The sequence below is a fragment of the Janthinobacterium sp. P210006 genome, assembly GCF_036231885.1.
Taxonomy (GTDB): Bacteria; Pseudomonadota; Gammaproteobacteria; order Burkholderiales; family Burkholderiaceae_D; genus Janthinobacterium; species Janthinobacterium violaceinigrum.
Map to the genome: position 1 here is coordinate 246,237 of NZ_JAZARD010000002.1, position 23,669 is coordinate 269,905.

The window sequence follows — 23,669 nt, forward strand, 5'->3', positions numbered from 1 at the left end:
CAAGCAGGTAGGAGGGTGGCGCAGCCGCGCCGGGGATTACTCCTTGGCGTGGTTCAGCGTGTACCTGGGCAGCTCCACCGCCAGGTCTTCGTCGCTCACGCGGGCCTGGCACGACAGGCGCGAGCGGGGCTGCAAGCCCCAGGCCTGGTCGAGCATGTCTTCTTCATTGTCGCCCAGCCCGTTGAGCGAGTCGAAACCCTGCACCACGACCACGTGGCAGGTGGAACAGGCGCCCACCTGGCCGCAGGCGTGCTCGATGTCGATCCGATGGCGCAGCAAGGCATCGCAGATGCTCATGTTCTCGGGCGCGTCGAACACGGCGCCATCGGGAGCCAGTTCGGGGTGGGGCAGGACGGTGATCCTGGGCATGGTCGATTCTCCTCGGTTATCGGTCAATGCCGCTACCTTGGACCTTCCCGCCTTGGCAAGGTCAAGCGCCCGTGGAATCGCGCGCGGCGATGCAAGCGTCCAGGTGATCGAGCAATTGCAGGATCACGCGTTTATCCGCATAGTGATTCATCGCGGCACTCGTCAAGACATCGCCGTCGGCCGCCGTCACGGCCCGCCTGGCCGCGGCGCAGGCGTCACGCATTTGCGCGCGATCAAGTTCGGCCAGCGCCGCGTCCACGGCTTCGCGCGTGAAGTCGTAGGCATCGATGCCGCAGCAGCCGGCCGCGCAATGCGTTTCCAGCCGGTAAATCAGCGGCCACAGTTCCCCCAGCAGTACATCGAGGTCGATAGCCTGGTCGTAGCGTCCCGCGAGGTCGATGAATTCGATCCATCGGTCATCGGCAATCTGGATATCGTGCTGGCGGTCGCGTTCGGTCATTCTGCAAATTCTCCTGGTCTGTGTGTCGCATTATAAAAAAACCGCCCGAAGGCGGTTTTTTTGATGGGGGCGGAGCGCCGCCTAGATAAAGTAGATCAGCGCCACCACGCCCACGACGAGGGCCACGCGGGTGACCTGGTAGGCCGTTTTGTTCCACGCCTTGAAGCGGCGGCGGTACTGGCCCATGGTCCAGGAAATCTGGAACAGCTTGCTGACGCCGCCCACCTGGTCGCCCAGTTCGTTGGGCGAGGCGGCGGCCGTCATCAGGTTGCGGCCCAGCCAGCGGTTCAGCGCTTGCGCCCAGCGGTAGCGCATCGGGCGTTCGATGTCGCAGAACAGGATGATGCGGTCGCTGTCGGCATCGTTGCGGGCCCAGTGGATATACGTTTCATCGAACATCACGGCCTGGCCGTCGCGCCAGCTGTGGCGCTCGCCGTCGACGTCGATGAAGCAACGGTCGTCGTTGGGCGTCTGCAAGCCCAGGTGGTAGCGCAGGGAGCCGGCGAACGGGTCGCGGTGCGGGTTGAGCTTGCCGCCTTGCGGCAGTTCCGCGAACATGGCGGCCTTGATCGAGGGAATCGATTGCAGCAGCGCATAGGTTTGCGGGCACATCTGCTGTGCCGACGGGTGGTTCGCGTCATACCATTTCAGGTAGAAACGCTTCCAGCCATATTTGAAGAAGGAATTGAAGCCCACATCATTGTTCTTTTCGGCTGCCTTGATCTTTTTCATTTCCTGCATGCGCAGCGCTTCATCGCGGATGATTTGCCAGTTCTGCTGCAGGGGCGCCAGTTCCGGAAATTGATCGACGGAAAGATATGGCGTGGCCGGCACCTTGGAAAAAGTGTGCATGAACAGGTTCAGCGGCGCCATGAACGAGGAGTGATCGAAGATCTGGCGGCGGAACGGCAGGCGCACCTTGCCACGAAAATGAATATGTAAAACAGAAAATACAAAAATGCCCAGCAAGGCCCACTTCATACACAACCTCGTTTTTTAAGAATGGGGCAATTATAACCAGTTAATGCCATCGCCACCCCGTGCCACGGTGAAGGAAAGATGAAGCAGCGCGTGCGTGCGGGCTGCCCTACAATATCTTTTTCTTCACACTGATCCGAGGTAATAATGGAAATCTGGCACGCACCGCTCGACCTGGACACGCTCAACGCCGCCAGCGAGGGCACGGCCATGCGCCACCTGGGCATCGCATTCACGGCGTTCGGCCCCGACTGGATCGAAGCGACCATGCCCGTCGACCACCGCACCATGCAGCCGTTCAAGCTGCTGCACGGCGGCGCGTCCGTCCTGCTGGCCGAAACCCTGGGCAGCATGGCCGCGAATGCCTGCCTCGATTCCAGCCGCCACGTGAGCGTGGGGCAGGAAATCAACGCCAACCACGTGCGCGGCGTGCGGGGCGGCCACGTGACGGGGCGCGCCACGCCGATACACCGGGGCCGCACCAGCCAGGTCTGGGAAATCCGCATCGTCGATGCAGATGGCAAACTGTGCTGCATTTCGCGCATCACCATGGCCGTCATCGATGCTCCCAGGAACAGTTGATTGTCTTTTTTGATATGCATCAAGGCATTAAAAGTGAGCGCGTGGAATCATCCGTAACGCTGTTCGCTTATAATTCAGTGTGCTGTTGTATGGCGCAGGGCATGTCCCGCGCGCCTGCATTGCCCGAATTTAGAAGCTGACTGCCCAAAAAACGCCAGTTAGAGAACCATCCTGCGCCACGCAGGAAAGGCAACACGACGGCGAGCAGATCGCCGGTTGGCAGTACTGAAGTGCTGACCGAACCGGCAACAATCAACTTTATTACAGGGCAATAACAACAATGATGTCATTCAATCGTTTGACGATAGGCGCGCGCCTGAGCGCAGGCTTCGGGCTGCTGGTTTTATTCATGCTGGTGCTGGCCGCTTTCGCGCTGCTGCGCATCGGCGCCATCTCCGGCGCCATGGACGCGCAAGACAAAGTACAGCTGGAAAAACTCGACCCCCTGTATGTGGCGCGCGAAGCGCTCGACCAGACGGGCCTGGCCGCCCGCAACGCATATATCTTCCATGACCAGGCTGCCGCCGAGAAAGAGCTGGCCATCCTCGACAGCCAGAAGGCGCTGTACCTGGAAGCGCTGGCCAAGCTGGCGCCCCAGTTCGCCGGCGACCCCCAGTTCGAAAAAGTCAGCACGGGCCTGAAAACCATGGCGCAGGAACTGCTGCGTCCGCGCCAGTTCCGCGCCACGGGGCAGATGGAGCAGTACGGCACCTTCCTCGTCGAGGAATGCAGCCCCCTGCGGCGCCAGATCGTCGCCGACATCGATACCGTCCTGAAAAACGTGCAGCGCGAATCGGAGCAGGCCAGCATCGATGCCCGCGCCATCTATGGCCAGTCCCTGCGCTGGATCGGCGTGCTGGCCGCGCTCAGCGTGCTCATCTGCATTGCCGTCGCCACCGTCATCACGCGGGGCTTGCTGCGCCAGCTGGGCGGCGAACCCGCCTATGCGGCTTCGATTGCCGGGCGCATCGCGCTCGGCGAGCTGGCCATCGACGTGCACACGCGCCACGGCGACGACAGCAGCTTATTGTTCGCGATCAAGACCATGCGCGACAACCTGGCCGCCATCGTCGGCAAGGTGCGCCACGGCACGGAAAGCATCGCCACGGCATCGACCGAGATCGCCACGGGCAACCGCGACCTGTCGCAGCGCACGGAACAGCAGGCCGGCTCGCTGGAAGAAGTGGCGTCGTCGATGGAAGAACTGATTTCCGCCGTGCGCCAGAATGCGGACAACGCCCAGCAGGCGAACCGCCTGGCGCGCGCAGCGTCGACCGTGTCGGAGCAGGGCGGCAAGGCCGTGGCCGAAGTGGTGCATACCATGGGCCTGATCAATGCGTCGTCAAACAAGATCGTCGACATCATCGGCGTGATCGACAGCATCGCCTTCCAGACCAACATCCTGGCCCTGAATGCGGCCGTGGAAGCGGCGCGCGCCGGCGAGCAGGGTCGAGGCTTCGCCGTCGTCGCCACCGAGGTGCGCAGCCTGGCCCAGCGTTCGAGCGCCGCCGCGCGCGAAATCAAGGCCTTGATCGACGATTCCGTCAGCAAGGTGGGCACGGGTACCCTGCTCGTCGAGCAGGCAGGCGCCACCATGCATGACGTGGTGGCCGGCATCGGCCGGGTAACGGGCATCATGGCCGAGATCAGCCACGCCACGCAGGAGCAGGGCGCCGGCATCGAGCAAGTCAACCGCGCCATTGTCGATATGGACCGGGTGACCCAGCAAAACGCGGCCCTGGTGGAACAGGCGGCGGCCGCCGCCCACGAGTTGCAGCAGCAGGCGGCGCAGCTGGAACAGGAAGTGGGCATCTTCAAGCTGGCCCGGCCGGCCAACGGCCCATTGCGCCTGGCGGCCTGAGGCCGCACGGCAGGGCGGCGCGCGGCACGCCGACAGCCACGCGCCAATAGTCGTATTCCGCGCTACAATGAGAGCTGGATCACCGCCAGGACTTCTCATGCAAGTGCGCAGCAGCCATGATCTCTCCAGCCCGGACGACGACAAACCGGCGCCGCCCGTGCTGCAGCTTGCCCTTGCCGGCCTCGGCTGGGGCTTGCTCACCTGCTTGCTGTGCTTTGCCATCCTCTTCCTCACCAAATGGCTGTTGCCGCCCGAATACTGGGGCGCGCACACGGGCCTGGCCAGGTTCAAGCGCGAAATGTCGCTGCCCCTGCTGGTATTCTGGGTCGTCATCTATTCTCCCATCCTGGAAACCTTCCTGGGCCAGCTGCTGCCGCTGGAAATCCTCAAGCGCCTGGGCGCCAGCCGCCAGCTGAGCATTTTTCTGGGCGCCGTGCTGTGGGGCATCGTGCATTTCATCAGCGGCGGCTTGCTGCACGCCATCGTCGCGCTGGGGTCGGGCGCCATGTTCAGCTTTGTCTACCTGCGCTACCGCGAGCCCGGCGTGGCGGCCGCCTATGCGACGACGGCGTTTGCGCGCGCCTGCAACAACATCGCCATCCTCGTGGCCGTTTTCTATGGCCTCGATGCCTGAGGCCCGTCCTTCCTGAGCAAATACGGCACCAGCGCCGCCAGCGCCACGGCCAGCCCCGCCAAGCCATGCAGCAAATGGCGGAAGGCGGCGTCATAGCTGGCGCGCAGCAGCGCTTCCTGGCCGCCCAGCAGCTGTGTTGCTTGTTGAATATCACCGAGCGCGGCGCGGCTGGCGGCAGCCAGCACGGGCAGGCCGGCGGGCAGCTGGCGCGCCAAGGCCGTGCCGATCAGGCTGGCCAGCACGGCGCCCGCCAGGGCCAGCGCCACGCCATCGGCGCTGATGCGCACGGTATTGAAGATGCCCGTCGCCATGCCGGCCCGCTGCGTTTCCACCACGTTCAGGGCCATGCCATCCATCAAGCCCCATGGCAAGCCGATGCCGGCGCCCACCAGCAGCAGCGGTCCCGCCAGCGCGGCGCCGCCGTTGCCCAGCACCTGCGCCAGCCAGGCCAGTCCGGCGGCAACCAGCAGCAATCCCGCCGCGCACACGGTGCCGGCCTGGACCCAGCGCAACAGCAGCGCCGCCAGCATGGGCACGACCAGCAAAGGGGCGGCCAGGGCCACCATCAGGCGGCCCGCCGCCAGCGGCGACACGCCATCGATGCCGATGAAGCGCCCCGGCAGCATGACGATCAGCACGATGAACAAAAAGGCGGGCGAGGCGGCCAGCACTTGCACGGCGACAAAGCGGCGCTGGCGAAACAGGGTCAAGTCCAGCAAGGGCTGCGCCGTCCTGCGTTCGACGGCTACAAATACGCAAAACAGCAACGCCGACGCGGCGAGGGACAGCTGCACGGCCCCGCTGCGCCAGCCATGTTCGGGCGCCAGCAGCATGCCCAGGGTCAACAGGGACAGCGCGCCGCTGAAGCTGACGGCGCCGGGCCAGTCCAGCCGGCCCTGGGCACGGGGCGCATCGGCCGGCACGCTGGCCAGCACCAGCAGCGCGCCGATGGCGCCCAGCGCGGCTGTGGCGTAGAAGATGGCGGGCCAGCGGGCCAGTTCCAGCATGGCGCCGGCCGCCAGCGGGCCGAAGGCCAGGCCCAGGCCGAACGTCGTGCCCAAGATGCTCATCACCCGGCTGCGCGCCGCGCCGTGGAACAGGGGCGCCAGCGAAGACATGGCGGCGGCGAACGCGGCCGCGCCGCCCAGGCCCTGCACGAAGCGCAGCATGGCGATCAGCGGGACGGACGGGGCCACGGCGATGGCCAGGGTGGCCGCACAAAACAGGGCCAGGCCCGCCAGCCAGACGCGGCGCCGGCCCAGCACGTCCGTCAGGCTGCCGGCCACCATCATGGCGCTGCCATAGCTGAGGATGTAGGCATTGATGACCCAGTTCAGGGCGGCGGCGCTGCCCCGCAATTCGGCGCCCAGGGCGGGCAGCGCCACGGCCGGGCCCGTGAAGCACAGGGGTATCAGCAAGCCCGTCAGGCAGGCGGCCAGCACTTGCAGGGCAAGCGTCAAACGTGGGGAAGAGGGCATGGAAGTCGGTTCGGATAGAAGGAGCGGCAAGTATGGCGCGCCTGGCATTGAAGAAAAATGGGCTAAACTGATCAACATATCGGACACATTTATCTTCAATGGGGAATCGCATGGATAGTCTCGGCGGTATCGCCATGTTCGTACACGTGGCCGACAGCGGCAGTTTCTCGGCCACGGGCCGGCTGCTGGGCTTGTCGTCGTCGGCCGTGGGCAAGAGCGTGGCGCGCATGGAGGCGCGGCTGGGCGCGCGCCTGTTCCAGCGCAGCACGCGGCATCTGGCGCTGACGGCGGAAGGGGAAAAGTTCCTCGACCGCTGCAAGCGCATCCTGGCCGAGGTGGAAGCTGCCGAGCGGGAATTGAGCGAGTCCGGCAGCGCACCGAGCGGCCGTCTGCGCATCAGTCTGCCCCGCTACAGCGGCCTGTTCGAGCCGGCCATCGCCGCCTTCATGCAAGCGTATCCCGCCATCGAGCTGGACCTCGATTTCTCCGATACCCTGGTCAATGTCGTCAGCGACGGCTTCGACGCCGTCGTGCGCACGGGCGCGCTGCTGGACTCGGGCTTGACGCAGCGCAAGCTGTGCACGTTCCGCCGCCTGCTGGTGGCGTCGCCCGCCTACCTGGCGCGCCACGGCCGGCCCGCGCACCCGTCCGAGCTGCTGCGGCACCAGCGCCTCGACTACCGCTTTCCCGCCACGGGCCGCCTGGAACAGTGGCCGCTGGGCGAGGCGATGGGGCAAGCCGTCCCGCCGGCGCCCGGCATGGTGTGCAACAGCGTGGAAATGCGCGTCTACCTGGCCGTGCAAGGGCAGGGCATCGCCTATCTGCCCGCCTTTACCGTGGGACGCGAGCTGGCGGCGGGCCAGCTGGAAAGCGTGCTGGACGAGCATACGCAGGCGCAAACGGCATTCTGGCTGCTGTGGCCCGCCAGCCGCCACATGCCGCCGCGCTTGCGCGTGTTCATTGATTTCATGGTGGAACAGCTACAGGGCCGCACTTTCGGCGCCTAGCCTGGAACGAGGGCAGATTACTCACCATGCTACACCGTCGTGCAGTGTGACATTTGCATGACAAATAACAGTGTTTCTCCCGTTTGAACGTCAGTAGGGGGTGCATGCGAGGCGATGCTCAGCCGCGCCGTCCATGCGCCGAAAGGCCCGGACCGCATGCGGCCGGGACTTTTGCCCGATGCCGGCTCGCGCCGGCTTATTCAACCTTGATGTTTTCAGCTTAACGACAGGACACTGCAACATGACCAAGCAATTTGCACCTGCATCTACCGTTTCCGCCGCCGGCGACGATGGCGTTTCCGCCCTCGAGGCATACCTGAACAGTGTCGCGGCAGCCCCGCAGCGCTTCGTGGGCACGGCGAACGCCGATGTGCTCACCGGCACGACGGGCGCCGACGTGCTCGAAGGCCTGGCGGGCGACGATACCTATTATGTCAACGACAGCGGCGATGTGATCGTCGAGCTGGCCAACGGCGGCACCGATACCGTGTACACGAGCGTCAATTACACGGTGGCCGAGAACGTCGAGAACGTGCGCCTCACGGCCGGCGGCCTGACGGTGACGGGCAGCGTCAACACCAACAATATCTTTTACGTCAACGTGGCCGGCGGCAATGTGCTTGACGGCGGCGGCACGGGCAACTCGGTCAACTACCTCGGTTCCAGCGCGGGTGTGACGGCGACCCTGGCAACGCCGAATGTCCCTCAAACGGCGCCTGCCGGCAGCGACGTGCTGCTCAATTTCGCCAGTGTCGTCGGCAGCAAGTTCGACGATGTCCTGACCGGAAACGATCTCAAGAATGCCCTGGTCGGCAATCTGGGCAATGATATCTTGCGAGGCGGTAAGGGCGACGATTTGCTGGCGGGCCTGCAGGGCGACGATACCTATATCTTTGCCCGCGGCGACGGCGCCGATTCCATCATGGAGACGGATGAGGCGGGCAGCCGCAACGTGGTGTCCTTTCTCTCCGGCGTCAGCGCCGACCAGCTGTGGTTCCGCCAGGTGGGCTCGAACCTGGAAGTGAGCACCATCGGCACCACCGACAAGATCACCGTCAACGGCTGGTATGTCGTCGGCTCGGCGCCCCGCATCCAGGAATTCCGCACGGCCGACGGCCGCGTACTGCTGGGCAGCGACGTGCAAAACCTGGTGCAGGCCATGGCGGGCCTGACGCCGCCGCCGGCCGGCCAGCTGACCCTGCCGGACAACCTCGCCGCCATCCTGGCGCCAAAGCTGGCGCAGAACTGGCGCACCGAGGGCCCGAACCAGCCCAGCAACGGCGCCTTTGTCGGCACGGCGAACCCGGACATCATCAAGGGCACGGCGGGTGCCGATGTGATGGCGGGCCTGGCTGGCGACGATATCTATTACGTCAACCACAGCGGCGACGTGGTCATCGAACAGGCGGGAGGCGGACGCGACACCGTCTACACGACGGTCGACTACACGCTGGCCGCCAACGTGGAAGAAGTGCATGTGGCTGCGGCCGGCCTGACGGTGACGGGCAATGGCAGCGGTAACGTATTCCACGTCGATGTCGCCGGCGGCAATGTGCTGCGCAGCACGGGAGTGAACACCAGCGCCACCTATGCGGGCGCCAAGGCTGGCGTGACGGCCACCATGATTTCCAGCAACGACAACCCCGCGGCACGCCCGGGCGGCGACGTGCTGCTCAATTTTTCCAGCCTGACGGGCAGCGGCTATGACGATGTGCTCACCGGCAATGAGCTGGGCAACACCCTGTCCGGCGGCCTGGGCAACGATACCTTGCAAGGCGGCAAGGGCGACGATTTCCTCGTCGGCGGCCTGGGCGACGATATCTACGTCTTCGGGCGCGGCGACGGCGCCGACATCATCGCCGAGTCGACCGGCGAAGCCAATTACGACGCCATCGCCTTCCTGGCGGGCGTCAATATCGACCAGCTGTGGTTCCGCCAGGTGGGGGCGGACCTGGAAGTGAGCACCATCGGCACGACGGACAAGATCACCATCCGCGACTGGAAGGCGGCCACGCCCGTCATCGAGGAATTCCGCACGGCCGCCGGCCACGTCATGCGCGGCACCGATGTGCAGCTGCTGGTGCAGGCGATGGCGAACCTGACGCCGCCGCCGCTGGGCCAGCTGACCCTGCCGGCCGGCACGGCCGCCGCCCTGGCGCCCGTGCTGGCCCAGGCCTGGCACTTCAACGGCCCCACCCAGCCCACGGGACAGACCTTCACGGGCACGGCGAACGCCGACATCCTCACGGGGTCCGCGGGCGCCGACCTGCTGGAAGGCCTGGGCGGCGACGATACGTATTACGTCAACCACGGCGGCGACTTCATCGTCGAGCGGGGCAACGGCGGCAACGATACCGTGTACACCAGCGTCAACTACACGGTAGCCGACAACGTGGAAAACGTGCGCCTGAACGGCGCCGGCCTGACGGTGACGGGCAGCGCCTACACGAACAACGTCTTTTACGTGGAAACCCCGGGCGGCAACGTGCTCGACGGCGCAGGCGCGGGCAACTCGGTCAACTATTCGGGTGCCACTGCGGGCGTGACGGCGGTCTTCGCACCGGCAGGCGGTCCCATGACTGCGCATCCCGGTGTCGACGTGCTGGCCAATTTCAATACTCTCATCGGCAGCAAGTTCGACGACGTACTGATCGGCAATGAGTTGAGGAACATCCTCTTTGGCGGCCTGGGCAACGATACCTTCCAGGGCGGCAAGGGCGACGATACCCTGGCTGGCGCTGCGGGCAACGATACCTATATCTTCGCCCGCGGCGACGGGGCCGACATCATCGCCGAGGTGGTGGAGGCCGGCAGCCACGACGTCGTGTCCTTCCTGGCCGGCGTCAATGCCGAGCAGCTGTGGTTCCGCCAGGTGGGCGTGCACCTGGAAGTGAGCACCATCGGCACGACGGACAAGATCACCATCAACAACTGGTACTCGGACTCGGCGGTGCGCATCGAGGAATTCCGCATGGCCGATGGCCGCGTTTTGCTGGGCAACAATGTGCAAAACCTCGTGCAGGCGATGGCGGGCCTGACGCCGCCGCCTCTGGGCCAGCTTACTTTGCCTGCTGGCACGGCCGCTACCCTGGCACCGGTGCTGGCGCAGAACTGGCGCGCGGGTCTGCAGCTGGGCGTAGCCAGCCAGGGCGGCAGCGGCGGTTGGCAAGCCGATACGGCGCAGCTGGTGCAAGCCATGGCCGGCTTTGCCGTGCCGGCCGCTGCATCGGCCCCGTGGTCGGGCCATGGCGCTGCGTCGGCGCAGATCCAGCTGGCGGCAACCCACTGATGCCTGGTTAGCCGTATCACCCCTTACGCAGCCTGGCCGGCCTTGCACGTGCCGGCCAGGCTGCGCCATTGATTTTTTGACATGATCCGATGAGCGCACTTCCCGCAACTTCCCATAGCCACGATACGCCGCCCCTTGAATCCGCCTCGCCCGACACGGGCTTGCTGTCGCTGCTGCTGATGGCCAGCCTGCATGGCGTGCCTGCCGACGGCGCCCAGCTCAAGCACGCCTACGGCCAGGCCGTGTTCACGCGGCAAACCATTTTGCTGGCCGCAAAACAGCTGGGGCTGACGGCCAAGCTGGTGCGCCAGCCCTTGACGCGGCTGGCGCAGGCGCCGCTGCCGGCCATCGCCATCGATACGGACGGCCGTTTCTTTATCCTCGGCAAGGTCGAAGACAGCGGGGCGGGCATGGCGAAGCTGCTGATCCAGCATCCGGGCCAGCCGCCGCAAATCCTCGGCCTGCAAGCGTTCCTCGCCACCTGGACGGGCGAGTTGATCTTTTTCACCAGCAAGGCCAGCTATGCGGGCGAGACGGCCCGCTTCGACTTCAGCTGGTTCATCCCCGCCATCGTCAAATACCGCCGGCTGCTGGGCGAAGTGCTGCTGATTTCCTTCGTGCTGCAACTGATCGGCCTGGCCACGCCCCTGTTTTTCCAGGTGGTGATGGACAAGGTGCTGGTCAACCATGCCATGCAGACCCTGAACGTGGTGGCCATCGGCCTCGTGTGCGCCATCGTCTTCGAGGCCGTGCTGGGCCAGATACGCACCTATGTCTTTGCGCGCACGAGCAGCAAGATCGACGTGGAGCTGGGTGCGCGCCTGTTCCGCCACCTGCTGGCCTTGCCGATCGCGTATTTCCAGGCGCGCCGCGTGGGCGATTCCGTGGCCCGCATCCATGAACTGGAAAGCATCCGCTCCTTCCTCACCGGCAACGCCATGACCCTGGTGCTCGACGTGCTGTTTTCCTTCATCTTCATTGCCGCCATGCTGTGGTACAGCGCCGCGCTGAGCGTGATCGTGCTCGCTTCGATTCCCGTCTACGCAGCCCTGTCGATGCTGCTCACGCCCGTGCTGCGGGGGCGATTGAACGACAAATTCAACCGCAGCGCGGAAAACCAGTCTTTCCTGGTCGAAACGATCAGCGGCGTCGACACGGTCAAGGCCATGGCCGTCGAGCCACGCTGGCAGCAGCAGTGGGAAAAACAGCTGGCCGGTTACGTGTCGGCGGGCTTGTCGGCAAACAATATCGGCATGCTGGCCAGCGGCGGCGTCACCCTCGTCAGCAAGCTGGTGACGGCGGCCATCATGTGGTGGGGCGCCACCCTCGTCATCGATGGAAAGATGACGGTGGGCGAGCTGGTGGCCTTCAATATGCTGGCGGGCCAGGTGGCCTCGCCCATCCTGCGCCTGGCGCAGCTGTGGAACGATTTCCAGCAGGTGGGCATTTCCATGAGCCGGCTGGGCGACATCCTCAATGCCCGCACGGAAACCGGCGGTCTGAACGGGGGCGGCCAGAAAGCGCGCATGCCCCGCATCGCGGGCGCCATCGCCTTCCAGCAGGTGGGTTTCCGCTACCGGCCCGACGCGGCCGAGGTGCTGCGCGACGTGTCGATCGCCATCGCGCCCGGCGAGGTGATCGGCATCGTCGGGCGTTCCGGCTCCGGCAAGAGCACCCTGACGCGGCTGGCGCAGCGCCTGTACATCCCCGAGCGGGGCAGGGTGCTGATCGACGGGCAGGATATCGCCGTCATCGATACGGCGTCGCTGCGGCGCCAGATCGGCGTGGTGCTGCAGGAAAACATCCTGTTCAACCGCTCCGTGCGCGACAATATCGCGCTGAGCGACCCGGCGCTGCCCATCGACGCCGTCATCGCCGTGGCGAAACTGGCGGGCGCCCACGATTTCATTTGTGAGTTGCCTGAAGGCTACGACACCATGGTGGGCGAACACGGCACGGGCCTGTCGGGCGGCCAGCGCCAGCGCATCGCCATTGCCCGCGCCCTCGTCGGCAATCCCCGCATCCTGATTTTCGACGAGGCGACGAGCGCGCTCGACTACGAGTCGGAAAAAATCATCCAGGACAATATGCGGGGCATCTGCGCGGGGCGCACCGTGCTGATCATCGCCCACCGCCTGTCGGCCGTGCGCGAGGCGCACCGCATCGTCGTCATGGAGCGGGGGCAGGTGGCCGAGCTGGGAACCCACGCGGCGCTGCTGGCCCGGCCCGGCGGCATCTACGCCCACCTGTATGGCTTGCAGCAGGGAACGACGGGGAGCGCCGCATGAGCGCCGGCCACCGTGTCGCCGCGTATGGCGAGCTGTTCAAACGCTACGGCCAGGTGCTGCGGCACAGCTGGCGCATCCGCGCCACCCTGGGCGGGCCCGTGCTGAGCGAGGACGAGGCGGCCTTCCTGCCGGCCGCGCTGGCGCTGCAGGAGCGGCCCGTGTCGCCGTCGCTGCGCTTCACGGCGCGCGTGCTGATGCTGCTGGTCGGCTGCGTGGTGCTGTGGGCTATCTTCGGCAAGGTGGACATCATCGTCAATGCGGCGGGCAAGATCATTCCGTCCGGTAACACCAAGACCATCGCTTCCGTCGACGTGGCCGCCGTGCGCGCCCTGCACGTGCGGGAGGGGCAGGCCGTGAAGGCGGGCGATCTGCTGGTGGAGCTGGACAGCCGCGGCCCGGACGCCGAGCGCGACAAGGCGGCCGGCGACGCCGTGGCGGCCGCGCTGCAGATGGCCCGCTCGCGCGCGCTGATCGCCGCCGTCGACAGCGTACGCGCGCCGAAGCTGGCGCCGCCCGCGGAGGCTTCCGCCGCCGACGTCGCCGCCGCGCAGGCGCATGTGGATGGCCAGTACGCGAGTTTCCGCGCCCGGCTGGCCCATTTCGATGGCGAAATCGCCCGCTATGCGCAGGCGCTGCCGCTGGCGGTGCAGCGCGCCACCGACTACCGGGCGCTGGCGGCCACGCGCGACGTGGCCGAACACGCGTGGCTGGAAAAGGAACAGGCCCGCATCGACCTGGCGGGCCAGCTGGCGTCGGCCCGCAGCGAACGCGCGGCCCTGGTCGCGCAGACGCGCAAGGATGCGTACGACGCGCTGGCGGAAGGCGCCAGGGTGGCGGCCGCCAGCGGCCAGGATGCGCGCCGCGCCGGCGCCCGCGGCAGCCTGCTGCGCTTGACGGCGCCCGTCGACGGCACGGTACAGCAGCTCAAGCTGCATACGGTGGGCGGCGTGGTGCCGGCCGCGCAGGCGCTGATGCAGATCGTGCCGCGCCAGGGGCGGCTGGAAATCGACGCCATGCTGGAAAACCGCGACGCCGGCTTCGTGCAGGAAGGGCAGGCGGTCGCCATCAAGGTCGATGCCTTCGACTACACCAAGTATGGCACCGTGCCCGCCGTCGTCAGCAGCGTATCGCGCGACGCCATCGAGGATGAGAAGAAGGGCCTCGTCTACGCCGTCAGGATCACGCTGCGGCAGCCGGCCATCGTCATCGACGGCAAAGTGGTGCCGCTGTCGGCCGGCATGGCCGTGCGCGCGGAAATCCGCACGGGCACGCGAAGGGTGATCGAATACGTGCTGTCGCCGCTGGTGCAGCACCAGAAGGAGGCGCTGCATGAACGCTAGATGCCGCGCCGCCTTGCTGGCCGCCGTCTTGCTGGGGGCCTTGCCCGTGCGGGCGCAGCCGCCGCAGGAGCTCGCCGCCGCGCCATGCGCGTCCGCCTATGGGGCCGAGGTGCAACTGAGTTTGCCACTGAGCCTGCCGGCGGCCGTCGACCTGGCCCTGTGCCGCAACGCCCAGGTGCACGGCGCCTGGGCCGGCATCCGGCTGCAGGCGGCCGGCGTGGGCGAAGCGAAGGCCGCCTATCTGCCCACCCTGAATGGGAGCCTGAGCCGCGTGCATGACCGCACGGCCTATCCCGGCGCCGCAACGGCTTCCAGCAGCCTGGCCAGCAATACGGGTTCGCTCAGCCTGTCCTGGCGTCTGTTTGACTTTGGCGGGCGCGCGGCGGGCCAGCGTTCGGCCCAGGCCTTGCTCGATGCGGCCCTGGCCAACCGCGACGCCGTGCTGCAAAAGACCCTGGCGGCGACGGTCAGCGCGTATTTCGACGCGCAGACGGCGCGCGCCAGCGTGCGGATGCGGCAGGCATACGAGGCGCTGGCCCAGGAAACGGTGCAGGCGACGCAGCGGCGCGCGCAGCGGGGCCTGGGCTCGCACAGCGACACGCTGCAAGCGACGAGCGCGCTGGCCAAGGCGGCGCTGGGCGCCAGCCGCGCCGACGGCGACGAGCGCAAGGCCCGCGCCGTGCTCGTGTACACCCTGGGCTTGCCGGCCGATACGGCGGTGCTCGTGGACGACGACGGGGATGGCGCAGGGACGGGCTTGAACGCGGGCTTGCGCGAAGACCTGAACGCCTGGCTGGCACAGGCCCGCGAACGGCATCCGGCCATCGTGGCGGCGCAGGCGCAGCTGGCGGCCGCGCGCGAACGGGTGGCCGTGGCCCGTTCCGAAGGCCGGCCCAGCATCGACCTGACGGCGAATATGTACCAGAACGGCCGCCCCAACCAGGGCTTGTCGCCTGCCTCCACGCGCGAAACCCTGGTGGGCATCTCGCTCAACATCCCCCTGTTCGACGGTTTTGCGCGCCACTACAAGGTGCGCGGCGCGCAGGCGCAGGCCGAGCAAAGGGAAGCGGAGGCGCAGGAAGTACAGCAGCAGACCCTGATGGACCTGGTCAGGACGCATGCGGAGGCAAGCACGGCCCTGGCCAACCTGACTGCCGCGCAGACGTGGCTGGACGCGGCGCAGGATGCGCTGGCCAGCGTGCAGCGCAAGTTCGGCCTGGGCGCGGCGGACATCCTGGAAATGCTCACTACGCAGTCGGCGCTGCTGGAAGCGCAGCAGGAACGCATCCGTTGCCAGGCGGAATGGCGCTCGGCCCGCTTGCGCCTGCTGGCCAGCGCCGGCATGCTGGGGCGCGGCGATATCGCGCAAGAAAGTGGCAAAAGCGGCGGCGCAGGCGGCAAATTGCGCGCCTTGACGGCGCAATAGTGACTATGATGGGACACTGGCCTTCCCGCACAGGGAAGGTGTTCTGCTTCGACCAAGGGAGACATCATGCACAGCGTACAAAAGATTACCCCATGTTTATGGTTCAACGGCAACGCCGAGGCGGCAGCCCGGTTTTACACGGAAATATTTCCCAATTCAAAGATCGGCCAGATCCTGCGCTACGGCGAAGAGGGCAGGGAAATCCACGGCCAGGAGCCGGGCAGCGTCTTGACGGTGGCCTTCGAGCTGGATGGCCAGACGTTCACGGGCTTGAACGGCGGCCCTTTGTTCCAGTTTTCCGAAGCCATCTCGTTCCAGGTCAATTGCGAAACGCAGGACGAGGTCGACCACTACTGGAACCTGCTGTCCGAAGGGGGGCCGCCGGAAGCCCAGCAATGCAGCTGGCTCAAGGACCAGTTCGGCGTGTCGTGGCAGATCGTGCCCACCATCATGATCCGCCTGCTGACGGACCCCGACCCCGTCAAGGCCCAGCGCGTGATGAAAGCCATGATGGGCATGAAAAAGATCGACATCGAGCAGATCAAGCGGGCGTACGCGGGCTAGCGCAGCCCGCCGGGCTGGGAAACGGGGCCGCACGGCAGCGGCGCGCCCTGTCCAAGATGGCCGGCATTTGTTATAGTCCCAGCCATCTTTCCATCCGCCTACAGACTCTGCCATGACCTCAAGCACCAGCAGCACCATCGCGCCCCGCACCTTCGGCACGCCCCTGTCTTCCACCGCCATCAAAGTGATGCTGCTGGGTTCCGGTGAGCTGGGCAAGGAAGTGATCATCTCGCTGCAGCGCCTGGGCGTGGAAGTGATCGCCGTCGACCGCTACCCGAACGCACCGGGCCACCCCGTGGCCCATCGCTCGCACGTGATCGACATGAGCGACGGCGTGGCCCTGGCTGCGCTGATCGACCTGGAAAAGCCGGATCTGATCGTGCCGGAAATCGAAGCCATTGCCACGGACACCCTGGCGGCGCTGGAAGCGGCGGGGCAGATCACGTGCATCCCGAACGCGCGCGCGGCCGTGTTGACGATGAACCGCGAAGGCATCCGCACCCTGGCGGCCGAAACCCTGGGCGTGGCCACGTCGCCGTACCGTTTCGCCAGCAGCCTGCAGGAATTGCAAACGGCTTGCCAGGAAATCGGCTTTCCCTGCGTCGTGAAACCCGTGATGTCGTCGTCTGGCAAGGGCCAGTCCAAGCTCGATAGCGCGCTTGATGTGGAAACGGCGTGGGCGTATGCGGCCAGCGGCAGCCGGGTCGACACGGGCCGCGTGATCGTCGAAGGCTTCATCGACTTCGATTATGAAATCACCTTGCTGACCGTGCGTGCCGTGGGCGCCTCGGGCCAGGTCGAGACGCAGTTCTGCGAACCGATCGGCCACTTGCAGGTGCAGGGCGACTACGTGGAATCGTGGCAGCCGGCCCGCATGGCGCCGCTGGCCCTCGAGCGGTCGCGCGACATCGCCCGCAAGGTGACGGACAACCTGGGCGGCCTGGGCCTGTTTGGCGTGGAGCTGTTCGTCAAGGACGACATGGTGTGGTTTTCGGAAGTGAGCCCCCGTCCGCACGACACGGGCATGGTGACCATGGCCAGCCAGGCGCAGAGCGAATTCGAACTGCACGCGAAAGCCATCCTGGGCTTGCCCGTCAACGTGGCGCTGCGTTCGCCCGCCGCCTCGGCCGTCATCTATGGCCAGGTCGAAGCGAAGGGCATCGCCTTCGAAGGCGTGGCCGACGCCTTGCGCGTGCCGGGCGCGGACCTGCGCCTGTTCGGCAAGCCGGAATCGTTTGCCCGCCGCCGCATGGGCGTGGCGCTGGCCACGGCCGACGATATCGGCACGGCCCGCGAACGTGCCGTGCTGGCCGCCTCCAAAGTCAAGCCGGTCGCCCGCTGATGGTGGCGTGATGGCCGACCCAAGCCTGCCGCTGGCCGACGCCGGCGGCGATGACATCAAGCGCAAGCTGCGCGGCCACATCGCGCGGCGCAACCTGGCCGGTGCTGCCAACGACTGCAAGTGGAACGAACTGCTGGCCTTCATGCGCGGGCGCACGGACTGGGTGCCGTCCTACCGCTACGGCTCCGTCACCGGCTACGTATCGCGCTGGGATACGGAATGGGATTACCACCCGCCGTTTCCGTTCATGGGTGTGGAATGGTTCGACATCAGCCTGTATTCGGAAGAACACGTGGGCATGCTGCTGCCCAGGAAAATCATCGACCATGGCGTGTGGATCGTGCCCGAACTGGCACGCATCGGCTTTGATTTCGAGGTGCGCGACCGGGTGGCGCGCATCTGGGGCTATCTGCCCCGCAATAACGAAGACTTTCCCCCCGCCGACTAATTTGAAGAGTATCGCCATGTCTCAAAACGAAAACGCTATTCCGCAAGTACCGCAACCGGACGACGCCGTCGTCGGCAAGGCAGCGGGCGCGCAGATGCTGGCCACGGCCTGCGCCGCGCGCGACGCCTTCTATGCCACCCTGGGCGACGTCGACGCCGACGTGCTGGCGCCCCTCGTCAATCCCGCCTTCATGGGCGGCCCCCGCTGGCCGTCGCTGCGCCAGGCCTGGCGCGTGATCCGCCGCGCCGACACCGTCATTCTCGCCAGCGACGGCTTGAGCGACCCGTTCGAGGATGATGACGACGTTTTCGTCCCGCGCGGGCATTTGCTGGAAGTGTGCATTGAGGCGCCCTTGTCCGCCTTCGACGGCCAGGCCGTGGCGCAGTCATGGCTGTTCGATGCGATCTACCAGATCAGCCAGAACGTGGCCGACCACGGCTCCATCGATTTGCTGGTGCAGCGCCATGGCAGCGTGTCGATGGTGCTGGACGTGCAGGAGGCGCCGACAGGCCTGGAAGATGAACACGGACAGATGGGCGTGCTGCTGGCCCAGGGCACGGCGACGATCCCCCCGTCATTCGGCACGCCATATGGCGAAGTGATGCTGCTCACCGCCGCCGTGCTGCAGCCGGCGGAAATGGCGCATATCGGCAATGCCGCCGACAAGGCGCAATCGCGGCGCGACCTGGCCGCCGCGCTGGCCGCCTCGCCGACAGGGCATTTGAGCGTGGCGCAGCGGCCGGCCGTCATTCCCCGCTAGGTTTTTCCACCGGCGGCATGGCCGGTTCCGCGGGTGCCGTGGCCGCCGCTTCAACGTCCACGGTAACGGCGGGAGGCGCGGGCGGCGGTTCGCGCCATTTGCCGGCCGCCTTCAGCTTGTTCTTCAGCCCCGGCAGGGGAAAGCCCAGCGCATAGGCCTTTTGCGCGTGCGCGCTGGCTTTCTCGTATTCCTTCTTTTTCACGTACATCAGGCCCAGGTTGTACTGGATGGTGGCCTGGTCGGGCGCCAGGCGGCTGGCCGCGTCCAGCTGTTCCAGCGCCGCCGCGTCCTGGCCCGTGGCCAGCAGGTAGTTGCCGAACACCATGCGCGCCGTCACGTCGTGCGGCGCGAAGGCGATCGCCCGCTCAAAATAGCAGCTGACCGTGTAGCGGGCGCCGACGGGCTGCGCGCTTTTCAGGCGCAAGCCCAGTTTTGCCATCGAGGCCAGCGCCCTGTGGTGATTCGGAAAGTGCTCGAGCGTGTAGCTGATGTCGGCGCCCAGGCTGCCCGTCAAGCCCTGCGCAAGCGTTTCCACGGCCCGCGAAAAATGGAATTTCTCGACCACGGCCAGGCCGTCGCGGTCTTCCGCGCTCGTATAGTCGCCGCCCGGCGTGTGCTTGACGTAGGGCGGACAATCGGCAGCGGCGCCGGCGCAGCAGGCGGCGAGGATGCAGGCAAGTATCGGGCGTTTCATGCGCTTCTCCTGTGGCTGACCTGGTCCAGCAACTGGGCCAGGGCGTTGCTGCGGGCTTGCCGCGAGTGCAGGGCGACGGTAGCGGGGCTGGCCAGCGGCGCGCGGCCCTGGCGCGCCAGTGCCAGGAAGCGCAGCAGGGCGTGCGCGCAGTCGCTGCTGGAAGCCAGCTGGCCGATGGTGTCGATGCCGCAGCGGCGCAGTGTGGCTGCGCTGTCGCCGGCCAGGTCCGTCAGCGCCAGGATGGGTCGGCCGCTGCGCAGGTATTCATACAGCTTGGCGGGAATCTGCGCGTTGCAATTGGCCGCCTGCAGCAGCAGCAAACCATCGGCAGCCTGCATTTCCCGCAGTGCCGCGCCGTGCGGCTGCAAGGGTTCCAGGCGCACCAGGTCGAGGACGCCGTATTTCACCAGCAGGCTGGCCAGCCACGCATCGTGGCCCGTGGCGCGCAGCACCAGCTGGAAATTGCGCGCATGCAGCACGCCGTCCTGGCGCAGCCGGGCCAGGGCCTGGAACAGCGCTTGCGGATCGCGCTCGGACGGGTAGATCACGCCGCTGTGCAGCAGCAGGAAGCGGCCGCGCGGGCCCGTCCGCTCAGAGGCGCCGTCATGCTCATGGCCATCGTCGTCGTAGCCGTTCTCGATCAGGTGGAAACGCGCGCGCGCCACCTGCGCCAGCCGTCTTTCGTGCGCGGCGATGGCGCCCGGCGTGGTGCAGACGATGGCCGCGCTGCGCGCCGCGATGCGCTGTTCTATCCACGCATGCACGCGGCGCAGGCGCGCTTCGGGCGGATACGGCGCCAGCGGATCGCTGTCGTCGAGCATGGGGTCGCGCTGGTCGGCAATCCACGGCAGGCCGCTCAGCTTTTGCAGGGTGATGGCGATCAGGTGCGCCGTGGCGATCGGATACGTGGACCAGATGGCGTCCGGGCGGTATTCGCGGATCATGCGCAGGCCAGCCGGCACGGCGCTCAGCCACCAGGAGCTCCAGCGGTCGGGCAGCGCCAGGCAGCGCGGATAGCGCCCCGCGATGGCCAGGTGGCGCGCCGCGTCCAGCGCCACGGTGCGCCGCACGGTGGCGGGTGCCAGCTGCGCATCGTCGCGCTGCGCATACGCGCCGGCGCTGGGGCTGAGCACCAGCGGCTGCCAGCCGCAGGCGGGCAGATGGCGCGCAAAGCCCACGGTGCGCAGGATGCCGCTGCCGCCCGCAAGCGGGGGGAAATGGTAGGCGATCATCAATACCCGTTTTGGCCGGGCCGCGCTCGGTCGGGCCGCGTCCGGTGCGCTCGCTACCATGACTGCAGCCACCGTGCGCACAGCTGTTCGACTTCGCCGCGCCAGGCGGCGCTGGCGAACGTGTGGTTGGCGCCATCGACCTGCGCCTGCGTCCAGTGCCCGCGGGCGGCCACGGCGCGCCAGGCCGGATCGCCGTCGAACAGGGACTGCCATTCGCGCGCGTCCAGGTCCTCGCCGCTGAGGATCAGCAAGACCTTGCCCTGGAAGTGCGCCAGCGCCCGCAGCAGGGCCGGCGCGGGCGCGTCGTCCTCCTGCGCCGCCTGCCGCTGCGTGGCGGCCGGTACTTGGCGCAGCGATGCCAGGCTGGCGCCCACTCTGATGCCGCCGGCCGCCAGCTTGCGCCAGAAGGCCCCTTGCAGCAGGCGGCGCAGATAATAGTGGCGCAGGGTGGCGCGCGCCAGGCCGGCGCTGCCGCGCACCCACGGGTTGAGCAGGATCAGCGCGGTGATGCGCGCGTCGCGCGGCGCATGGCAGGCGGCGGCCGTGGCGCCGTCGCACAAGCCCCACAGCGCCACTTCGCGCAGCGAGGGCACGGCGTCGAAGAACTGCGCCAGCGCGCCCGCGATGTCGGGACCGGCGGCGCGGTAGCCGCGCGGCGCGCCTTCGCTGTCGCCCATGCCGCGCAGGTCGAAACGCAGCACGGGCACGCCTTGCGCGGCCAGGGCGCGGGCCAGCAGGACGAACTGGCGGTGGCTGCCCACCCGGTACTGGGGGCCGCCCGTGACGATCAGAACGCCGCGCGGGCCCGGCGCGGCAGGCAGGCTGAGGATGCCGACCAGGCGCGCTTGCGACCCGTCGTCTTCGGCATCGCTGCGAAAGCGCAGGGCCAGCTGGCGCACGGCGTGCGCCGCGGGGTGCGGCTGGCTGTCGTCGCGTTTCATGGCGGCGGCCTTTCCTCGTCGAGCCAGTCGCGGCACAGTTCCCGCGTGGCGTACAGCAGTTGCGGACACGCCAGCAGTTCGCCGCTGTGCCAGAACGGGCCGTCATCGAAGCTGGCCACGTGCACGGCGGCGCCCCGTTCCCGCCATTGCCGCGCCAGCAGCGGCGGCGACCAGGCGCCCGACTGGTCCGCCGCGCGGTAATCGAGCCAGTAGACGGGCATGGCGGGCAGCAGCGCGGCGGCGCTGACGCCGTCGATGGCGTGCGCCAGCCCGGGCGCCAGCAGGTAGCCGGCCACTTCCACGGCGTCGCCGTGCGCCAGTGCGGCGCGCGCCTGGCCCGGCGCTTCGCGCGCGGCGCCGGCCAGCATGCCCGCCGCCAGGCGCAGGCGCAGGAAGCGGTCGATGCTGCGCCGTCCGTCCAGTTCCGGCTCCCACAGCAGCAGGCGCGCCAGCGGCAGTTGGGCGCGGCCGGCGAAATCGAGGGCCAGCAAGGCGCCCAGGCGCAAGCCCCACACGGTCAGGGGACCGTCGACGCGCTGCGCCAGCCAGGCGCAAGCCAGGTGCAGGTCGTTGTGCCAGATATCCCAGCGCGCTTCGTGGAAGTCGCCGCTGCTGTCGCCGCAGCCGAACAGGTCGATCTGCAGCACGCTGTAGCCGAGGGCGGCAAAGGCGCGCGCCTGCGCGGCGGCCACGTGGCGGCTTTTATTGAGTTCCTCGGCAAATGGATGGACGTAGACGATGCCGCCGCGCGCGCTGCGGCCCGGCGGCGGCAGGTGCAGCAGGCAATAGCGCTGGCCGCCGCTGGCGGGCAGGAAGAAGGGCAGCAGCGGCAGCGCTTCGGTGGTGGTATGGCTCATCGGCGCAGCTTTGCAGACACGAAGTCGTGCAAGGTGCCCACGGTGGCGAAGTGGCGCGCATGGATGTCGTCGTCGGCGACGGCGATGCCGAAATGGTCTTCCAGCGCGGCGATCACGCCCAGCACGGCCATCGAATCGAGTTCCGGCACGCTGCCCAGCAGCGGCGTGCGGGCTTCCAGCGCGCGCCCGTTCAAGCCCAGGGTGGTGTCGAGGATGTGCTTTACTGCTTCAAGATGCGGCATGTCAGCTCCAGGGAAGGGTAGTGCGGCAGGGAAGACGTATCGAAGGCCAGGCAGGGAATATCGCCGGGGTGGCGCGACAGGTGCAGATAGGGCGGCAGGCTGGCGGCCATCCATTGCCAGCGGCCGCAGCGCACGAAGGTGGCCGTGCCCAGCGCGTGCGTGCCCAGGCGCGCATGGGCGCCCAGCGAGGCGCGGTTGAAACGCGAGATGCGGCTGCACGACCAGCGCACGCCCTGCGCGTACAGCATGGCGTTGGCTTCTTCCCACAGGCGGGCGAAGACCAGGCCGCCCCGCTGGGCGGGATGCACCCACACGTCCAGGTCCCACGAGGACTGGCTGGACGCCAGCGCATAGCGGGCGCGCACCTCGTCCTCCTGGCAGCCGTGGCGCAGCAGCCAGATCCAGCCGGCCATGGCGGCGTCCGGCTGCTGCCCGCCGCGCGCCACCAGGCATTGCGCGCCCTGGCGGTAGCGTTCGCGCAGCACGCCGGGCCGGCGCATGGGGCCGGCCGGCAAGTCCGCTTCGGCCAGGCAGGGCGTGACCTGGATCGACTGGCCGCGTCCCCGGCACAATGAGCCGGGCGCCACGGCCTGCGCCACGAACTGGTAGCGGTGCAGCGCGCAGCGCCCGCCCGGCACCCTCGCCAGCAGCCGCGCCACGGCCAGCCAGGCGCTGTCGCGCCAGCCCAGTTGCCGGAGGCTGGCGGCAAGCCGTTGCAAGCGGGGGAAATGGGCGTCGCGGGCCATGGCGGTCTGGGAGGGGGCGGCTATGCAGCCAACGCTGTCCATTAGAGCGCAGGGGCGGGGCACCGACGTTGCGCAGCCTCAAGCATTGTTCCCGATGGGGCGCCGCCCGCCGCGAGAGGCGCTTACTTGAT

At 67.4% G+C, this 23,669-nt stretch carries 22 protein-coding genes; 12 read left to right on the forward strand and 10 right to left on the reverse strand.

The window, feature by feature from the left end:
- Nucleotides 1-36: 36 nt before the first annotated feature.
- The 3 genes from fdx to lpxO form a co-directional block, all read right to left on the reverse strand.
- The gene (fdx, locus tag VPH41_RS09515) at nt 37-369 is read right to left on the reverse strand and encodes an ISC system 2Fe-2S type ferredoxin (RefSeq protein ID WP_328569784.1); all 333 of its coding nucleotides are present in this window, start codon (nt 367-369) and stop codon (nt 37-39) included.
- 61 nt (nt 370-430) lie between these two features.
- Complete coding sequence (locus VPH41_RS09520) at nt 431-829, reverse strand: DUF6331 family protein (protein ID WP_328569785.1); 399 nt, start codon at nt 827-829, stop codon at nt 431-433.
- An 81-nt stretch (nt 830-910) separates the two neighbouring features.
- Complete coding sequence (gene lpxO / locus VPH41_RS09525; RefSeq protein WP_152259182.1) at nt 911-1,810, reverse strand: lipid A hydroxylase LpxO; 900 nt, start codon at nt 1,808-1,810, stop codon at nt 911-913.
- A 144-nt stretch (nt 1,811-1,954) separates the two neighbouring features.
- Here lpxO and VPH41_RS09530 point away from each other — a divergent pair, with 144 nt between their 5' ends.
- The 3 genes from VPH41_RS09530 (at nt 1,955) to VPH41_RS09540 (ending at nt 4,884) form a co-directional block, all read left to right on the forward strand.
- Complete coding sequence (locus VPH41_RS09530) at nt 1,955-2,389, forward strand: hotdog fold thioesterase (RefSeq protein ID WP_328569786.1); 435 nt, start codon at nt 1,955-1,957, stop codon at nt 2,387-2,389.
- Between the two features lie 280 nt (nt 2,390-2,669).
- Complete coding sequence (locus VPH41_RS09535) at nt 2,670-4,250, forward strand: methyl-accepting chemotaxis protein (RefSeq protein WP_328569787.1); 1,581 nt, start codon at nt 2,670-2,672, stop codon at nt 4,248-4,250.
- Between the two features lie 97 nt (nt 4,251-4,347).
- On the forward strand, nt 4,348-4,884 hold the full coding sequence (locus tag VPH41_RS09540) for a hypothetical protein (protein ID WP_328569788.1): 537 nt from the start codon (nt 4,348-4,350) through the stop codon (nt 4,882-4,884).
- Here the strand turns inward: VPH41_RS09540 and VPH41_RS09545 are convergent.
- A complete protein-coding gene (locus VPH41_RS09545) occupies nt 4,866-6,362 on the reverse strand; it encodes an MFS transporter (protein ID WP_328569789.1) in 1,497 nt (498 codons plus the stop codon). The two genes, VPH41_RS09540 and VPH41_RS09545, sit on opposite strands and share 19 nt — an antisense overlap.
- Before the next feature lie 110 nt (nt 6,363-6,472).
- Between VPH41_RS09545 and VPH41_RS09550 the strand changes: the two genes are divergently transcribed.
- From VPH41_RS09550 to VPH41_RS09590, 9 genes are all read left to right on the forward strand, one after another.
- Complete coding sequence (locus VPH41_RS09550; protein ID WP_328569790.1) at nt 6,473-7,369, forward strand: LysR family transcriptional regulator; 897 nt, start codon at nt 6,473-6,475, stop codon at nt 7,367-7,369.
- A gap of 241 nt (nt 7,370-7,610) precedes the next feature.
- Complete coding sequence (locus tag VPH41_RS09555) at nt 7,611-10,658, forward strand: calcium-binding protein (protein ID WP_328569791.1); 3,048 nt, start codon at nt 7,611-7,613, stop codon at nt 10,656-10,658.
- An 89-nt stretch (nt 10,659-10,747) separates the two neighbouring features.
- On the forward strand, nt 10,748-12,946 hold the full coding sequence (locus VPH41_RS09560) for a type I secretion system permease/ATPase (protein ID WP_328569792.1): 2,199 nt from the start codon (nt 10,748-10,750) through the stop codon (nt 12,944-12,946).
- On the forward strand, nt 12,943-14,286 hold the full coding sequence (locus VPH41_RS09565) for an HlyD family type I secretion periplasmic adaptor subunit (RefSeq protein ID WP_328569793.1): 1,344 nt from the start codon (nt 12,943-12,945) through the stop codon (nt 14,284-14,286). Before VPH41_RS09560 ends, VPH41_RS09565 begins: the two co-directional genes overlap by 4 nt.
- Entirely contained in the window at nt 14,276-15,712 is a 1,437-nt protein-coding gene (locus VPH41_RS09570) for a TolC family protein (RefSeq protein WP_328569794.1), read from the forward strand. The genes VPH41_RS09565 and VPH41_RS09570 overlap by 11 nt, the downstream gene beginning before the upstream one ends.
- Nucleotides 15,713-15,778: 66 nt before the next feature.
- Nucleotides 15,779-16,276 carry a VOC family protein gene (locus VPH41_RS09575; RefSeq protein ID WP_442906246.1) on the forward strand — a complete coding sequence of 166 codons (498 nt, stop codon included), beginning with the start codon at nt 15,779-15,781 and terminating at the stop codon, nt 16,274-16,276.
- Between the two features lie 112 nt (nt 16,277-16,388).
- Nucleotides 16,389-17,618: a formate-dependent phosphoribosylglycinamide formyltransferase gene (gene purT / locus VPH41_RS09580; RefSeq protein WP_328569795.1), complete on the forward strand. Its 1,230-nt coding sequence runs from the start codon at nt 16,389-16,391 to the stop codon at nt 17,616-17,618.
- Nucleotides 17,619-17,628: 10 nt separating this feature from the next.
- Nucleotides 17,629-18,066 carry a DUF6678 family protein gene (locus VPH41_RS09585; protein ID WP_152259568.1) on the forward strand — a complete coding sequence of 146 codons (438 nt, stop codon included), beginning with the start codon at nt 17,629-17,631 and terminating at the stop codon, nt 18,064-18,066.
- A 16-nt stretch (nt 18,067-18,082) separates the two neighbouring features.
- Nucleotides 18,083-18,826, forward strand: a complete 744-nt coding sequence (locus VPH41_RS09590; protein ID WP_328569796.1) for a hypothetical protein — start codon at nt 18,083-18,085, stop codon at nt 18,824-18,826.
- On the opposite strand, the gene VPH41_RS09595 is transcribed toward VPH41_RS09590, so the two are convergent.
- From VPH41_RS09595 to VPH41_RS09620, 6 genes are read right to left on the reverse strand one after another with little or no spacing between them, the layout of a single operon-like run.
- Nucleotides 18,813-19,520, reverse strand: coding sequence for a tetratricopeptide repeat protein (locus tag VPH41_RS09595; RefSeq protein WP_328569797.1), 708 nt, complete (start codon nt 19,518-19,520; stop codon nt 18,813-18,815). The two genes, VPH41_RS09590 and VPH41_RS09595, sit on opposite strands and share 14 nt — an antisense overlap.
- Nucleotides 19,517-20,752 (reverse strand): glycosyltransferase, encoded by a 1,236-nt coding sequence (locus tag VPH41_RS09600; protein WP_328569798.1) that lies wholly within the window; start codon nt 20,750-20,752, stop codon nt 19,517-19,519. The genes VPH41_RS09595 and VPH41_RS09600 overlap by 4 nt, the downstream gene beginning before the upstream one ends.
- 53 nt (nt 20,753-20,805) lie before the next feature.
- The gene (locus VPH41_RS09605) at nt 20,806-21,693 is read right to left on the reverse strand and encodes a hydrolase 1, exosortase A system-associated (protein WP_328569799.1); all 888 of its coding nucleotides are present in this window, start codon (nt 21,691-21,693) and stop codon (nt 20,806-20,808) included.
- Nucleotides 21,690-22,550: a hydrolase 2, exosortase A system-associated gene (locus VPH41_RS09610; protein WP_328569800.1), complete on the reverse strand. Its 861-nt coding sequence runs from the start codon at nt 22,548-22,550 to the stop codon at nt 21,690-21,692. Before VPH41_RS09610 ends, VPH41_RS09605 begins: the two co-directional genes overlap by 4 nt.
- Nucleotides 22,547-22,792, reverse strand: a complete 246-nt coding sequence (locus VPH41_RS09615; RefSeq protein WP_152285356.1) for an acyl carrier protein — start codon at nt 22,790-22,792, stop codon at nt 22,547-22,549. The genes VPH41_RS09610 and VPH41_RS09615 overlap by 4 nt, the downstream gene beginning before the upstream one ends.
- Nucleotides 22,771-23,538, reverse strand: a complete 768-nt coding sequence (locus VPH41_RS09620; protein WP_328569801.1) for a hypothetical protein — start codon at nt 23,536-23,538, stop codon at nt 22,771-22,773. Before VPH41_RS09620 ends, VPH41_RS09615 begins: the two co-directional genes overlap by 22 nt.
- Between the last annotated feature and the right edge of the window lie 131 nt (nt 23,539-23,669).